Consider the following 14786-nt stretch of genomic DNA (forward strand, 5'->3'; position numbering starts at 1 on the left):
CTGGATCCTTCTTTTAATGTGCGGCGGGCGTCGAGCCCGCGGCGTTGGGTTGTGGACTCGTAACGGCGTCCACCACGCGCTCCATTTGCATGAAACGCGAGCCTTTCACGAGAAGCGTTGCGGCAGCGCCGAAACCGGCCTGCTGCAATTGCGCGACCAGCGCGCCGACATCGGCGACGTGGTGCGCGCCCGCGCCGTATGCGATGCAGGAGTCGCGCGAGGCGTCGCCCATCGCGTACAGCGCGTCGATACCGCGCTCTTTCGCATACGCGCCGATTTCGCGGTGAAACGCCGGGCCGTTGTCGCCGACTTCGCCCATGTCGCCCATCACGAGCACACGCGGCGATTCACGCGACGCGAGCACGTCGATTGCGGCGCGCATCGAATCGGGATTCGCGTTGTAGGTGTCGTCGATCACGGTTGCGCCCGCGAGCGAGCCGAGCGCGGCCTGCTTGACCTGCAGACGGCCCTTCACCGGGCCGAACGATTCGAGTCCGCGCTGGATCGCGTCGAGCGACACACCCGCGGCCAACGCGGCCGAGGTCGCCGCGAGCGCGTTGTGCGCGTTGTGATCGCCGAGCACCTGCAGCGTGATGTCGAGATGGCCTTGCGGCGTGTCGATGCTCAAACGCTTGCCGTCGAAGGTGCCCTGCACCGCGGCTTCGGTCGTGCGCTCGGCGCTGTTCAACGCGAAATCGATGATGCGGTTGCCGGTGGCGGCGACGCGCCAGATGCTCGCGTACGCGTCGTCGGCGGGGAACACTGCCGTGCCTTCGGGCGACAGCGCATGAATCACGCTCGCGTGTTCGAGCGCGACCGCTTCGACGGTCGCCATGAATTCCTGGTGCTCGCGCTGCGCGTTGTTGACGACGGCGACCGTCGGCTCGGCGAGCTTCGCGAGCAGTTCGGTTTCGCCCGGATGATTCATGCCGAGCTCGACCACCGCGAGCCGATGCGCGGCATGCAGACGGAACAGCGTGAGCGGCAGGCCGATGTCGTTGTTGAAATTGCCAGCGGTCGCGAGACGCGCGTCCGTGCCGACCGCGGCCGCGAAGATCGACGCGATCATTTCCTTGACCGTGGTCTTGCCGTTGCTGCCCGTGACCGCGACGAGCGGCAGGTCGAACTGACGACGCCAGCCGCGCGCGAGCGCGCCGAGCGCTGCGCGCGTATCAGCGACGCGGATCGCCGGCACGCTCCAGTTCTCCGGCGTGCGCGCGACCAGCACGGCCGCGACGTTGCGCTCGGCGACTTGCGGCAGGAAGTCGTGCGCGTCGAATCGATCGCCCTTGATCGCGATGAACAGATCGCCGGGGCCGGCGCTGCGGCTGTCGGTCGACACGCGTTCGAACCGCACGCTTTCGTCGCCGGTGACGCTCGCGCCGGGAATCTGCGCGGCGGCTGCACGTAGCGAGAACATCGTCATTCGCCACCTCCGCGAGTTTGCGTGGCCCGCGCGGCGAGCGCGAGGCGGGCGTGGTCCTGATCGGAGAAAGCGCGTTTCTTGCCCATGATTTCCTGTGTGGCTTCGTGCCCCTTGCCGGCCAGCACGATTACGTCTTCACGCGCGGCGCCGCGGATCGCCTGCAGGATCGCGCTCGCGCGGTCTTCGACGCGGCGCGCCTGCGACGCATCCTGCATGCCCGCCGCAATTTGCTCGATGATCGCGAGCGGATCTTCGCTGCGCGGGTTGTCGCTCGTCACGACGACGTTGTCCGCCAGCCGCTCGGCGATCGCGCCCATCAGCGGACGCTTGGTCGCATCGCGGTCGCCGCCGCAGCCGAACATGCAGACGAGTTCGCCGCCGCGCGCGGTCGCGATCGGGCGCAGGGCCTCGAGCGTTTTTTCGAGCGCGTCGGGTGTGTGCGCGTAATCGATCACGACGAGCGGCTCGTCGTTTTGCAGTCGGCCGCCCAAACGCTGCATGCGGCCGTTCACCGGTTCCAGCTTGGCGAGTTCGGCGAGCGCCGCGTCGAACGGCACGTCGGCGGCGAGCAGCACGCCGAGCACCGCGAGCAGATTGCTGACGTTGAAGAGGCCGAGCGTTTGCACTTCGACGTCGGCGTTGCCCCAGTCCGACGTGCTCAGATGAAACGCGGTGCCGGTCGCGGTCGCACGCACGTTCGATGCGGTCAGCCACGCGTCCGCTTCTGGCGCATTCGTGGCGCCGGCGTCGCCGTGCTCGCCATCGATGCCATAAGCGATGGTGCGAGCGTGACCACGCGTGCTCGCGAGCAAACGCCGGCCGGCGGCATCGTCGCGATTGATCACGGCCGCGCGCAGCTCTGGCCATGCGAACAGGCGCGCCTTGGCGGCTTCATAGGCCTCGAACGTGCCGTGATAATCGAGATGGTCCTGCGTCAGATTCGTGAACACCGCGATGTCGAAAGCGGTGCCGTTCACGCGCCCCTGATGCAGCGCATGCGACGACACTTCCATCGCCACCGCCTGCGCGCCCGCGTCACGCAATTGCGCGAGGCTGCGCTGCAATTGCGGCGCGTCGGGCGTCGTGAAGCCGGTGTGCACGAGCTGGCCAACGAGGCCGGTGCCGAGCGTGCCGACGATCGCACAGCGCGTGCCGCGCGCGGACAGCGCCGCGGCGACCCATTGGCTGCAAGACGTCTTGCCGTTCGTGCCGGTGATGCCGACCGCGAGCATCGCGTCGCTCGGATCGCGATACCACGCGCTCGCGATCGTGCCGGCGAGTTCGTTCAATGCCGGTACCGCATGCGCGACGGACGCGTCGAGCTTGCCGGCGAAGCCTTCGGGTTGCACGAGCACGGCGGCCGCGCCGCGCTCGATCGCCGCGTCGATGAACGCGCGATTGTCCGCGCCATCGACCGCGTACGCGAAGAACGCGTCGCCGGCCGCGAGCGAGCGCGTGTCGGCGTGCAGATGCGCGCCTGGCTGCACGTGCGCGTGCAGCCAGGCGAGGGCGTCGGCGATCTGCCGGTGCGCTGGATGTTGCTCGCGCAGCGCGCTCATCGCTCGACTCCTGGATGGGTTTTCGGGTTGGCGGAAATGGTCATCTTCTTCACGCCGGGGTTCGTCGGCAGCTTCTTCGCCCCGGCCGGCGCGGACGGGGCGCCGGGCGCGGGCGGGGCCGAATCGTCGGACACCACCATCTGCTTGACGGGCATGTCGGGCGGCACGTTCAGCGCGCGCAGCGTATCGCCGACGATGCCCGAGAACACCGGGCCCGACACCTGGCCGCCAAAGTGGCTACCCGCCGTCGGCTCGTCGACCGACACGGCGACGACGATGCGCGGATTCGGCATCGGCGCCATGCCGACGAACGACGCGCGATATTTGGAGTGGTCGTAGCCGTGCGGCCCGTGCTTGTACGCGGTACCGCTCTTGCCGCCGACGCGATAACCGGGCACCGCCGCATCCGGCGACGTGCCTTGCGCGGACACGACGGTTTCGAGCATCGCGCGCACTTCGCGCGCGGTGGCAGGCGAAAAGATCTGCGGACCAGTGGCCGGCTGGTCGCCCGGCGCATGGAAAATCGTCACCGGCATGATCTGGCCGTCGTGCGCGATCGCGGTGTACGCGCGGCCGAGCTGGAACAGCGACACCGACAGGCCGTAGCCGTACGACATCGTCGCCTGCTCGATGCGGCGCCAGCTCTTCCACGGACGCAGGCGGCCCGCCGCCGCGCCAGGAAAACCGACCTTCGGCGCCTGGCCGAGACCGATGCTGGTATACATATTCCACATTTCTTCGGGCCGCAGCTGCATCGCGATCTTGGTCGCGCCGATGTTGCTCGACTTCTGGATCACGCCGCCGACCGTCAGCACGCCGAAGCCGCTGTCGTCGGTAATCGGCGCGCCGTCGAGTACGAAGTGACCGTTGCCCGTATCTACCAGTGTAGTCGGCGTCACCCGGTGCAGATCGAGCGCGAGCGACACCGTGAACGGCTTCATGATCGAGCCCGGCTCGAAGGTGTCGGTCAGGATGCGGTTGCGCAGCTGTTCGCCCGTCAGGTGCGAGCGGTCGTTCGGGTTGTAGGTCGGGTAGTTGACAAGCGCGAGCACTTCGCCGGTGCGCACGTCGATCACCATCGCCGCGCCGGCCTTCGCCTTGAATTTCTCAACGGCCGCTTTCAGGTTCGTATAGGCGATGTACTGGATCTTGCTGTCGATCGATAGGTCGACGTCCTTGCCATTGTGCGGCACGACCTGCTCGTCGACATCCTCGATGATGTGACCAATCCGGTCCTTGATCACGCGACGGCTGCCCGATGTGCCCGCGAGCAGCTTCTGGTCGCCGAGTTCGACGCCTTCCTGGCCCTCGTCCTCGACGTTGGTGAAGCCGATCAGGTGAGCGGTGATCTCGCCTTCCGGGTAGAAGCGCTTGTACTCGGCGCGCGAGTAAATGCCGGGGATGTCGAGCGCCGCGACTTTGTCGGCGACGTCGACGGGCACCTGGCGCTTCACGTAGACGAAGGTCTTGTCTTCCGACAGCTTCGAGCGCAATTCCTTCGCGGTCATGCCGAGCAGTTTGCCGAGCGCGTCGAGCTTGTCGGCGCCGAGGTCGTCCGGCACCGACTCGGGAATCGCCCAGATTGCGCGCACCGGCAGACTCGTGGCGAGCACGAGGCCGTTGCGGTCGAGAATCTTGCCGCGCGTGGCCGGCATGTCGATGCGGCGCTGATAGCGGATTTCGCCCTGCTTCAGATAGAACGCGTTGCCCGGTCCCTGAATCCAGAACGCGCGCGCGGCGAGCGCGACGAACGCCATGAACAGGAGGAACACGACGAGCTTCGAGCGCCACATCGGCAGGCGCACCGACAGAATCGGGTTGGCCGAAAACGCAACGCTCTTGTGCGCCGACGATTTTTTCATCGCGTGGCTCCGCGACGGGTCGCGACCGGCGCCGAGGCGGGCGCGGAGGTCGGAATGGGAGCGTCGATCGCCGTTGCGGCACCCGGGGCGAGCGTCAGGTACTGCGTGCGGCCCGTGGTGGCCGACTGCATCTTCAGCGAGGCGGTGGCGAGTTGCTCGATGCGCGACGTTTTGGACAGCGCGCTCTGCTGATATTGAAGCTGCGAATAGTCCTGCTGCAGCTGACGCTCCTGCGACTGCGCGCGCTGCAGCTGGATAAAGATCTGACGCTGCTGATTGGTCGCGTTGACGACCGACAAGGCACAGCCCATCACGATGATCAGCAGGAAGATATTGAGGCGGTTCATGGCGCGATCCGCTCCGCCACGCGCATCACGGCAGAACGGGCGCGCGGGTTGTCGGCGACTTCTGCGTCGCTCGCAAAGACGCGGCCGATGATCTTGAGCGGAGGGCTCGGCAGGTCGACCGCGCGGATCGGCAGGCGGCGGTCGACCGCCGGCGTACTAGCGTGCGCCTGCATGAATCGCTTGACGATACGGTCCTCGAGCGAATGAAAGCTGATGACCACCAGCCGCCCCCCTTGCTCCAACAACGACAACGCTGCTTCTAGAACGACTTGCAGCTCCGCAAGCTCTTGATTGACGTGAATCCGTATAGCCTGAAAGGTGCGGGTTGCCGGGTCCTTGCCCTTCTCACGGGTTTTGACGACGTTAGCCACGATTTGGGCAAGCTCGCCCGTGCTGACGAGAGGCCCAAGACGGTCGGACTCTGCCCGGCGAGCAACAAGCGCCTTTGCAATCTGAAAAGCAAACCGTTCTTCCCCATAATCTCGTATCACCTCCGTCAGTTCCTGCACCGTAGCCCGCGCGAGCCAGTCAGCCGCGGATTCGCCGCGCGTCGGGTCCATCCGCATGTCGAGCGGGCCGTCGGCGCGGAAGCTGAAGCCCCGCTCCGGATCGTCGACTTGCGGCGACGACACGCCCAGATCCAGCAACACCCCCGACACACGCCCTACCCCGCGCTCCGCCATCGCGGCGCGCAGTGAAGCAAAACTCTCGTGGACGATGGCAAAGCGCGGATCGGCGATCTTCTGCGCCGTCGCGATCGCGAGCGGATCTTTATCGAACGCGATCAATCGCCCCGCTTCGCCGAGCCGCTCCAGCACGAGGCGGCTATGGCCGCCACGGCCGAACGTGCCGTCCACATACGTGCCGTCGGCGCGCGTGACCAGCGCATCGACCGCTTCGTTCAACAGCACCGTGCGATGCTGCAATTCGTTTCTCATCGCAGAAGCCATATAAATAAGCCGCGATCAGAACGTGAAGTCTTTCAACGCGTCGGGCATGCCCTCGGCGATCGCCGCCTGTTCCTTCGCCGCGTAAATCTGTGCATCCCAGAGCTCGAAGTGACGGCCCATGCCGAGCAGCGTCACCTCTTTCTCCAGCGAGCCAGCCGCGCGCAACTCGGGCGACACGAGCACACGGCCTGCGCCGTCCATATCCACATCCATTGCATTGCCGAGAAAAATGCGTTTCCACCAGGCTGCGTTCATGGGCAGCTTGTCGACCTTGTCACGGAAGATTTCCCATTCGGGGCGCGGAAAGAGCAACAGGCAGCCGTCCGGATGCTTGGTGATCGTCACCCGACCCTCTGCCTGTGTTTGCAGCGCATCCCGATAACGAGAGGGAATCGACATCCGCCCTTTCGCATCGAGCGTCAGCGCCGACGCCCCTTGGAACACTTCGCTCTCCCCTATTGCGGTGCTGTTTGCGCCACCCGCCCGGTCCGTGAAAATCTACCTGAAAGTGATGCCGAGAACACACAAAAATACACTTTCTCACACTGTCTCCCACTTTAGAGGAACGCTAAACACGGGTCAAGGGAGCGGCCCGCTTTTCGGGCGGAATTTGTTTGTTAGAACAAGGACTTAGCGCGACTCCTTCACGTCCCGTATAAAACGGAAAACCGTTATAAATGAATGGGCTAGTGCAACTTGTGAAGGTGATACGTGAACAGTGCGAGGAAACAGCGCGGATTGAAAGAGATCGTTAAGGGAATCTGAAAGGAAAAAGGCGGCGCTGCGTGGACGGTTGACGGACGGCGTGCGCGGCGCCGTCCCACTTGCGAATAATGCGTTCAGCGATGGTCGACGCGATACGCGCGGTGCTCCGGTCGGCGACGCAAAGCAGGCGAAACGCTCATATGTAATAGGCGGTGCGCGTCATCACCTTCGACATCGCGCGCATCAACGCACGCGCCGGAAACGGCAACTCGATGCCGCCCGCGTCCATCGCCGCCTTGCCGTGCTGCACTTCATCGGCGCGCATCTGCTCGACGATTGCGCGCGATTCATGGTCCGCGGCCGGCAGCTGATCAAGATGACTGTCGAGATGCTGCTCGACCTGGCGCTCCGTTTCGGCCATGAAGCCGAGACTCACGCGATCGCCGAGACGTCCCGCGGCGAGCCCGATCGCGAGTGCGCCGGTATACCACAGCGGATTGAGCAGACTCGGACGCGAGTCGAGCGCCTCCAGGCGTTTGGCGGTCCACGCCAGATGATCCTCTTCTTCCGACGCGGCGTGATCGAACATGGCGCGCAATGAAGGCGAATCGGTGGCGAGTTTCTGCGCCTGGTAAAGCGCCTGCGCGCACACTTCGCCGACGTGGTTCACCCGCATCAAACCAGCCGAATGCGCGCGCTCCGCGGGCGAGAGTTCGGGAGCCTCGGACGTCGCCGGGGAAGCCTGCGGAAGCGGCAGCGGACGGCTCATCCGCGAGACCCCCGTCAGTGAGCGTAAACCCCGATCAAACTCGCCAATCAACTCGTCCAGCAACATAAAGCGCTCCCTGATTCGACAACCGCCGCATCGTTCCGGAAGGTCCGTGCGACAAGGCCTTGCGACGCGAAACCCGCGGTCCGACAGGCATCAATCCGCATGAAATCGGCGGTTAATTTCGGATTCTAGACCATGTTGCGTAAACGAAACAGCGGCCGTCCGGAGCGCCTCCTTTTTCTTTGTCCCATGTATGCCTTTTGTTACATTACGTGGCAACTTCTCGCGAAGTTGGACACGCAAGGCCTCAGCACTAACTAAATATTTCGCCTTGAACAAAAGATTCGTAATCCTTGGAGATCATTCGATGAAAAAGTCGCTTCTCGCTCTCGCAGCACTAGGCGCATTCGCAGGCGTCGCTCATGCGCAGAGCAGCGTGACCCTGTACGGCATTGTTGACGTTGGTATCAACATGAATACCAACGCTGGTGGCTTTCACAAGTACGACATGTCCAGCGGCGTCCTGCAAGGCTCGCGTTTCGGCCTGCGTGGCACGGAAGATCTGGGCGGCGGTTTGAAGGCGCTGTTCGTTCTGGAAAACGGCTTTGACGTGACCAACGGCAAGCTCGGCCAAGGCGGCCTGATGTTCGGTCGTCAGGCATATGTCGGTCTGTCGAGCACCTTCGGCACGGTCACGCTGGGTCGTCAGTACGACTCCGTCGTCGACTACGTGGGTCCGTTCGAATCGGGCGATCAGTGGGGCGGCTACATCGCCGCTCACCCGGGCGATATCGACAACTTCAACAACGCGTATCGCACCAACAACACGATCAAGTACACGAGCGCGAACTACAACGGCCTGACGTTCGGCGGCACGTATAGCTTCGGCGGCGTCGCTGGTGACTTCACGCACAACCAGATCTGGTCGTTGGGTGCTGGCTATAACAATGGCCCGCTGGCATTGGGCGTTGGTTACCTGAACGCACGTACGCCTGCAGCATCGGGTGGTCTGTTCAACAACGGCGGCACGATCGCAACGAACACACCGGCCGTGGGTACTACTCCGGCTAGCTTCGCAGTCACGAGCCCGATTTACGCTGGCTTCGCATCGGCTAACACGTATCAGGTCGTCGGTGCAGGCGGTGCGTACACGTTCGGCGCGGCAACCATCGGCCTGACGTATTCGAACATCCAGTTCGGCAACCTGGGCAAGACCTTCACGTCGCCGTTCACTGGCCAGAAGGCTACGTTCAACAACGGCGAAATCAACTTCAAGTACCAGTTGACCCCGGCACTGCTGGTCGGCGCAGCGTATGACTACACGCGCGGCACGCAGATCGAAGGCAACTCGCGTGCTCAGTACCATCAGGGCGCACTGGGCGTGGATTACTTCCTGTCCAAGCGTACCGACGTGTACCTGGTCGGCGTGTATCAGCACGCTCTGGGCGACACGGTCAACGCAACGGGCCAGGTGGTCGCAGCAACGGCAGGCATCAACGGCCTGACCGGTTCGTCGACCAACAACCAGTTCACGGCTCGTGTTGGTATCCGCCACAAGTTCTAATAAGTCGTAAAAAAGCAGTTTGCCTCAAAGGCGCCTTCGGGCGCCTTTTTTTATGCGCGGGTTTTGATGGCGCAACGAAAAAGCCCGGCGCACTTTCGTGCGCCGGGCTTCTGTTCTTCGCTCGCTTAAGCCCTGCCGTCGCGCAACTCGCGGCGCAGGATCTTGCCGACGTTGCTCTTCGGCAGCTCGGTGCGGAATTCGACGACCTTGGGTCGCTTGTAGCCGGTCAGTTGCGTTTTGCAGTACGCGAAGATCTGTTCGTCGGTCAGCGACGGGTCCTTCTTCACGACGAATAGCTTCACGGCCTCGCCCGAATGCTGATCGGGCACGCCGACCGCCGCGACTTCGAACACGCCCGGCAGCTTTGCGACGACGTCCTCGACTTCATTCGGATACACGTTGAAGCCGGACACCAGAATCATGTCCTTCTTGCGATCGACGATCTTCACGAAGCCGTCCGCGCTCATGATGCCAACGTCACCGGATTTAAAGAAGCCGTCGGCCGTCATCACTTTGGCGGTTTCGTCGGGCCGGTTCCAGTAGCCCGCCATCAGCTGCGGGCCGCGGATGCAGATCTCGCCTGCCTGGCCGGCCGGCACTTCGTTGCCTGCGTCGTCGCGAATCGAGATCTCGGTCGACGGCAGCGGCAGGCCGATCGTGCCGCTGTATTCGGTGGCGGTGACAGGGTTGCAGGTCACGCACGGCGACGTTTCCGACAGCCCATAGCCTTCGACGATCGGCGTGCGCGTCCGCTCGAACCAGCGCTTCGCGACCGCCTCCTGCACCGCCATGCCGCCGGCGTTCGCGGTCAGCAGCTTCGAGAAGTCGAGCTTGTGGAAGTCCGGGCTGTTCAACATCGCGTTGTACAGCGTGTTGACGGCGGGAATCGTCGTGATCGCATAACCCTCGAGCGACTTGATCATGCCGGGGATATCGCGCGGATTCGGGATCAGCACGCCGAGACCGCCAGTGCGGATCGTCAGCAGCCCGCACACGGTCAGCGCGAACACGTGATACAGCGGCAGCGCGACGACCGTGATGAACTGGTCGATATCGGTGCGGTTCGCGCGCACCGGATTGAGCCAGACCTCCGACTGCAGCACGTTCGCGATCAGGTTCCGGTGCAGCAGCGTCGCGCCCTTGGCCACGCCGGTGGTGCCGCCCGTGTATTGCAGAAACGCGATATCGTCAGGGCCCTGCTGGACCGGCCTGAACGTCCGGCGCGCGCCCTCCGAGACCGCGTCGTTGAACTTGACGTACCCGGGCAGGCTCCACGCCGGCACCATCTTCTTGACCTTGCGCACCACGAAGTTCACGAGCGGGCCTTTGATGCCCATCAGGTCGCCCATCGTCGCGACGACCACATGCTTGACCGGCGTATTGCGCACGATTGCCTGCAAGGTCCCCGCGAAATTCTCGAGCAGGATGATCGCCTCAGCGCCGCTGTCCTTCAGTTGGTGTTCGAGTTCGCGCGGCGTGTACAGCGGATTCACATTCACGACCACATAGCCCGCGCGCAGAATTGCGGCGATTGCGACGGGATATTGCAGCACGTTCGGCATCATGATCGCGACACGCGCGCCGCGCGGGAGCCCTTTCGACTGCAGCCACGCCGCAAGATCGCGCGAGAGCTCGTCGAGTTCACCATAGCTGATCTGCTTGCCCATGCACACGAATGCCGGCTTCGTGCGGTGTTCGCGAAAGGCTTCCTCGAGCAACTCGGCCACCGACGAATAGCGTGTCGGGTCGATCTCTGCGGGAACGCCGGGCGGATAAGACTTCAGCCAGATTTTCTCCATGCAGCGTCTCCTGAATTATTTTCGAATGATCGTGCTAAAAACGCATCGTAGCATGGGCATATTGCGGCCAATGGCCAAACCGATGGGGTTAGACGGCAGCCTCGAACTTACGAGGCTCGCCGTCGGCTTCAAGGTGCGGTGCGGCTTTCAGGCCCGCTCGACTTCGACGAGGCAGTCGTAAAACGTCGCGGAACCGCCGAGATCAGTCAGTTTCTGGCTCGTCAACTGGTTGGCGTTGCGGCCGTCCGGCGCGAGCTTCTTCCACCAGATCGACAACCCGACGACCAGGCCTTCGCGCGCGCGGTCCGTCACGCGGGCCCGCGCCTGCATCGAGCCGCGGTCGTTGAAGATGCGCACCTGATCGCCGTCGCCGATGCCGCGCGCGTGCGCGTCGGCAGGGTGGATGTCCAGATGCGGCTCGCCTTCCGTCGCGCGCAGACTCTCGATGTTCACGAAGGTGCTGTTCAGGAAGTTGCGCGCGGGAGGCGAAATCATCGCGAGCGGATAGCGGGCCGCCAGTTCGGGCGCGCCGTCGGCCGATTCGTAGAGTGGCAGATAGTCCGGCAGCGGGTCGAGGCCCAGTTGCGCAAGGCGCTCGCTGTAGAACTCGCACTTGCCGGATGGCGTGCGAAAACCGCCGTGGGCAAATGGCGCGTCGGGCAGATCGAGACGCGCCCAGCCGGCTTGCTTCAGCATCGGCCAGTCGACACCGTCCAGTGTCTTGTCTTCCCATCGAAATGCGGCTTGCGCGACGGCTTCGTCGCTGTCGAAGAGCGACGGTTCCGTCAGTCCCATGTGGCGCGCGAGGCCGCGGAAGATCTCGGTATTCGGGCGTGCGTCGCCAAACGGCGCGATGCCGGGCAGGTTGACCATCACGTGCGTGTGGCCGTATGACTTGTGCACGTCGAGATGCTCGAGCTGCGTCGTGGCGGGCAGCAGCAGGTCGGCGTAATCCGCGGTGTCGGTCTGGAAATGCTCGAGCACGATCGTGAACAGATCCTCGCGCGCAAAGCCAGCCGCGACGCGTTCGGAGTCCGGCGCGACCGCGACCGGATTGGAGTTGTAGACGACGATCGCCTCGACCTTGGGACCGAACGTCGCGTCGCCCGGATGCAGCAGCGCATCGCCGATCGCATTCATATTGATCACGCGGCTCGGCTTCGACGGCCAGCCCGGCATCAGGTCGGGACGCTGCAACGCGTGCGAGTCGACCGGCGCCCAACCGCTCGACGACAACAGCGCCCCGCCCGCGCGCTCGCGCCATGCGCCGGTCAACGAAGGCAAACACGCGATCGCGCGCACTGCATTGCCGCCGCCGCGCACCCGCTGCAGACCGTAGTTCAAGCGGATCGCGGCTTTCTTCGTGCTGGCGTAAAGTCGCGCAAGCTCGGCGATTTCCTCCTCTTTAACGCCGCAAATTTCGCTAACGCGTGACAGTGGATAGCTTAGCGCGCGCAGCTTCAAGGTAGCGAAGCCCAGCGTGTGCGCGGCGATGTACTCGTGGTCGAGCAGATCCTCGGTGATCAGCACGTTCATGATGCCTAGCGCGAGAGCCGCGTCGGTTCCGGGCTTCAGCGCGACGTGCTGATGGCATTTCTCCGCGGTCAGCGAGCGATACGGATCGATTGCGATCAGCCGGGCGCCGCCACGCTTGGCTTCCTGCGCGCGCGTCCAGAAATGCAGATTCGATGCGATCGGATTGGCGCCCCAGATCAGGATCACTTCGCTTTCGGCGAAAAACTCGGTGTGCATACCGACGCCGGCGCCATACGTGTATTTGAGGCCAGCTGCGCCGGCGGCCGCACAAATCGTTCGATCCAACTGCGATGCGCCGAGCTTGTGGAAGAAGCGTTGCGCGATGCTGTCGCCCTGCACCAAGCCCATCGTGCCAGCGTAGCTGTAAGGCAGAATCGCTTCCGGCGCGCGACGGGCAATTTCGCCGAGGCGGTTTGCGGCAAAGTCCAATGCTTCGTCCCAGCTGACCGGCGCGAAGCGGCCCTCGCCCTTACGGCCGACACGCTTCATCGGCGTCGTCAATCGGTTCGGATGGTATACACGCTCCGCGTAGCGGCTGACCTTCGTGCACAGCACGCCCTGAGTCGGCGGATGGTCGGGATCCCCGGCGACCTTGATCGCGCGTCCGTTGTCGACGGTCACGCGCATCGCGCAGGTGTCGGGGCAATCGTGCGGGCACACGGCGCGCGCGAATTCGGTCGGAGCGTTCATCGGCAAGGCGTCCTGGCGAGCAGTAGGCAATCGGGCAAAATGGAATTTTATTACGTCATTGGGCCGCCGACCCGGGTGGTGCCGCCAAAAATGCCTTCGGCGTAGAATGAATTATCCGCAGTGCCCGGGCTCACGCGGTCCGCGGCGATCTCATGCTCGTCGAGCACAAACGCATAATCACTCCATCATGAAACTCATCCCCGAAATTCAGGCCGCTCGCGGTGAAATCCAGACCCTTCGACGAACCATCCATGCCCACCCGGAACTGCGCTACGAAGAGACGGCGACCGCTGATCTTGTCGCGCGTTCGCTCGAGTCATGGGGCATCGAGACCCACCGTGGTTTGGGCAAGACGGGCGTGGTCGGCGTATTGAAGCGCGGGAACGGCTCGCGCGCGATTGGTTTGCGCGCCGACATGGATGCGCTGCCGATCCAGGAGCTCAACAGCTTCGATCATCGTTCGACGAACGATGGCAAGATGCACGCGTGCGGGCATGACGGACATACTGCGATGCTGCTCGGTGCCGCGCGCTACCTGGCCAAACATGGTGATTTCGACGGCACGATCGTGTTCATTTTCCAGCCGGCCGAAGAGGGAGGCGCGGGCGCGAAGGCGATGATCGACGACGGCCTGTTCACCCAATTCCCCGTGGACGCCGTGTTCGGCATTCACAACTGGCCGGGCATGCCGGCGGGCCACTTCGGCGTGACCGAAGGCCCCATCATGGCGTCGAGCAATGAATTCCGCATCGAAATCAAGGGCGTCGGCTCGCATGCGGCACTACCTCACAATGGCCGCGACCCGGTCTTTACGGCAGTGCAAATTGCCAGCGGACTGCAAAGTATCATCACGCGAAACAAAAAGCCGCTGGATACCGCGGTACTGTCGATTACGCAAATACATGCCGGCGATGCGGTCAATGTCGTGCCGAACGACGCCTGGATCGCGGGAACGGTGCGGACCTTCACTACAGAAACGCTCGAGCTGATCGAGTCACGCATGCGCAAGATCGCGCAGAGTACAGCCGAAGCATACGATTGCTCCGTTCAGATCCAGTTCCACCGGAACTATCCGCCGACGATCAACAGCAGCGAGGAAGCGCGTTTTGCGGCGTCGGTCATGAAAGAGATCGTTGGCGCGGAAAATGTCGATGACGCAGTTGAACCGACGATGGGCGCCGAGGATTTCTCGTTCATGCTGCTGGCGAAACCGGGCTGCTATGCGTTTTTGGGCAACGGCGATGGCGGCCACCGCGAAGCCGGCCACGGCGCGGGCCCTTGCATGCTGCACAATGCGAGTTATGACTTTAACGACGAGCTATTGCCGGTGGGGTCGACGTATTGGGTTCGACTGGCGCAAAAGTTTCTGGCTCAGGGTAAGTAGAGGGTTGAGACGCGTTGAGGCGGGTGGAGGGTTTCGCTTACTTCAATGCTGTTTGTTAATTTCGACGCGTAAACGCAAAAACCCCACCGCTGGGCGGTGGGGTTTCTGGCTTTGGGGGAGCCTGACGATTACCTACTTTCACACGGGCAATCCGCACTATCATCGGCGTGGAGTCGTTTCACGGTCCTGTTC

11 protein-coding genes are annotated in these 14786 nt (G+C 63.6%); 2 read left to right on the forward strand and 9 right to left on the reverse strand.

The features are described from left to right. Positions 1-13: 13 nt before the first annotated feature. The 7 genes from murF to coq7 form a co-directional block, all read right to left on the reverse strand. Positions 14-1426, reverse strand: a complete 1413-nt coding sequence (murF, locus tag AB3X96_RS29485) for a UDP-N-acetylmuramoyl-tripeptide--D-alanyl-D-alanine ligase (protein WP_368592463.1) — start codon at positions 1424-1426, stop codon at positions 14-16. After that, the gene (locus tag AB3X96_RS29490; RefSeq protein ID WP_368592464.1) at positions 1423-2985 is read right to left on the reverse strand and encodes a UDP-N-acetylmuramoyl-L-alanyl-D-glutamate--2,6-diaminopimelate ligase; all 1563 of its coding nucleotides are present in this window, start codon (positions 2983-2985) and stop codon (positions 1423-1425) included. The genes murF and AB3X96_RS29490 overlap by 4 nt, the downstream gene beginning before the upstream one ends. Next, positions 2982-4847, reverse strand: coding sequence for a peptidoglycan D,D-transpeptidase FtsI family protein (locus AB3X96_RS29495; protein ID WP_368592465.1), 1866 nt, complete (start codon positions 4845-4847; stop codon positions 2982-2984). The genes AB3X96_RS29490 and AB3X96_RS29495 overlap by 4 nt, the downstream gene beginning before the upstream one ends. Next, a complete protein-coding gene (gene ftsL / locus AB3X96_RS29500; RefSeq protein ID WP_176104976.1) occupies positions 4844-5194 on the reverse strand; it encodes a cell division protein FtsL in 351 nt (116 codons plus the stop codon). Before ftsL ends, AB3X96_RS29495 begins: the two co-directional genes overlap by 4 nt. Beyond that, positions 5191-6144 (reverse strand): 16S rRNA (cytosine(1402)-N(4))-methyltransferase RsmH, encoded by a 954-nt coding sequence (gene rsmH / locus AB3X96_RS29505; RefSeq protein ID WP_176104975.1) that lies wholly within the window; start codon positions 6142-6144, stop codon positions 5191-5193. The genes ftsL and rsmH overlap by 4 nt, the downstream gene beginning before the upstream one ends. Positions 6145-6159: 15 nt before the next feature. Then, a complete protein-coding gene (gene mraZ, locus AB3X96_RS29510) occupies positions 6160-6588 on the reverse strand; it encodes a division/cell wall cluster transcriptional repressor MraZ (protein WP_013090620.1) in 429 nt (142 codons plus the stop codon). A gap of 457 nt (positions 6589-7045) precedes the next feature. Continuing rightward, on the reverse strand, positions 7046-7684 hold the full coding sequence (coq7, locus tag AB3X96_RS29515; RefSeq protein WP_368592466.1) for a 2-polyprenyl-3-methyl-6-methoxy-1,4-benzoquinone monooxygenase: 639 nt from the start codon (positions 7682-7684) through the stop codon (positions 7046-7048). 304 nt (positions 7685-7988) lie between these two features. Here coq7 and AB3X96_RS29520 point away from each other — a divergent pair, with 304 nt between their 5' ends. Further along, complete coding sequence (locus tag AB3X96_RS29520; RefSeq protein WP_176104973.1) at positions 7989-9185, forward strand: porin; 1197 nt, start codon at positions 7989-7991, stop codon at positions 9183-9185. Positions 9186-9310: 125 nt separating this feature from the next. On the opposite strand, the gene AB3X96_RS29525 is transcribed toward AB3X96_RS29520, so the two are convergent. Both AB3X96_RS29525 and AB3X96_RS29530 read right to left on the reverse strand, forming a co-directional pair. Then, positions 9311-10984, reverse strand: a complete 1674-nt coding sequence (locus AB3X96_RS29525; protein WP_368592467.1) for a long-chain fatty acid--CoA ligase — start codon at positions 10982-10984, stop codon at positions 9311-9313. A gap of 147 nt (positions 10985-11131) precedes the next feature. Beyond that, the gene (locus AB3X96_RS29530) at positions 11132-13210 is read right to left on the reverse strand and encodes a molybdopterin-dependent oxidoreductase (protein WP_368592468.1); all 2079 of its coding nucleotides are present in this window, start codon (positions 13208-13210) and stop codon (positions 11132-11134) included. Positions 13211-13397: 187 nt separating this feature from the next. Here AB3X96_RS29530 and AB3X96_RS29535 point away from each other — a divergent pair, with 187 nt between their 5' ends. Next, the gene (locus AB3X96_RS29535) at positions 13398-14594 is read left to right on the forward strand and encodes a M20 aminoacylase family protein (RefSeq protein ID WP_368592473.1); all 1197 of its coding nucleotides are present in this window, start codon (positions 13398-13400) and stop codon (positions 14592-14594) included. The last annotated feature ends 192 nt before the right edge of the window (positions 14595-14786 follow it).

Origin of the sequence: Paraburkholderia sp. BR13439 (genome assembly GCF_040948805.1) — a bacterium.
GTDB classification, from domain to species: domain Bacteria; phylum Pseudomonadota; class Gammaproteobacteria; order Burkholderiales; family Burkholderiaceae; genus Paraburkholderia; species Paraburkholderia youngii.

Excerpts from the sequence above, each read along its gene's own strand:
- AB3X96_RS29495 (WP_368592465.1), bottom strand. The coding sequence starts at position 4,847 with ATGAAAAAATCGTCGGCGCACAAGAGCGTTGCGTTTTCGGCCAACCCG.
- AB3X96_RS29525 (WP_368592467.1), bottom strand. The coding sequence starts at position 10,984 with ATGGAGAAAATCTGGCTGAAGTCTTATCCGCCCGGCGTTCCCGCAGAG.
- rsmH (WP_176104975.1), bottom strand. The coding sequence starts at position 6,144 with ATGGCTTCTGCGATGAGAAACGAATTGCAGCATCGCACGGTGCTGTTG.
- AB3X96_RS29530 (WP_368592468.1), bottom strand. The coding sequence starts at position 13,210 with ATGAACGCTCCGACCGAATTCGCGCGCGCCGTGTGCCCGCACGATTGC.
- AB3X96_RS29520 (WP_176104973.1), top strand. The coding sequence starts at position 7,989 with ATGAAAAAGTCGCTTCTCGCTCTCGCAGCACTAGGCGCATTCGCAGGC.
- coq7 (WP_368592466.1), bottom strand. The coding sequence starts at position 7,684 with ATGTTGCTGGACGAGTTGATTGGCGAGTTTGATCGGGGTTTACGCTCA.
- AB3X96_RS29490 (WP_368592464.1), bottom strand. The coding sequence starts at position 2,985 with ATGAGCGCGCTGCGCGAGCAACATCCAGCGCACCGGCAGATCGCCGAC.
- murF (WP_368592463.1), bottom strand. The coding sequence starts at position 1,426 with ATGACGATGTTCTCGCTACGTGCAGCCGCCGCGCAGATTCCCGGCGCG.
- ftsL (WP_176104976.1), bottom strand. The coding sequence starts at position 5,194 with ATGAACCGCCTCAATATCTTCCTGCTGATCATCGTGATGGGCTGTGCC.
- AB3X96_RS29535 (WP_368592473.1), top strand. The coding sequence starts at position 13,398 with ATGAAACTCATCCCCGAAATTCAGGCCGCTCGCGGTGAAATCCAGACC.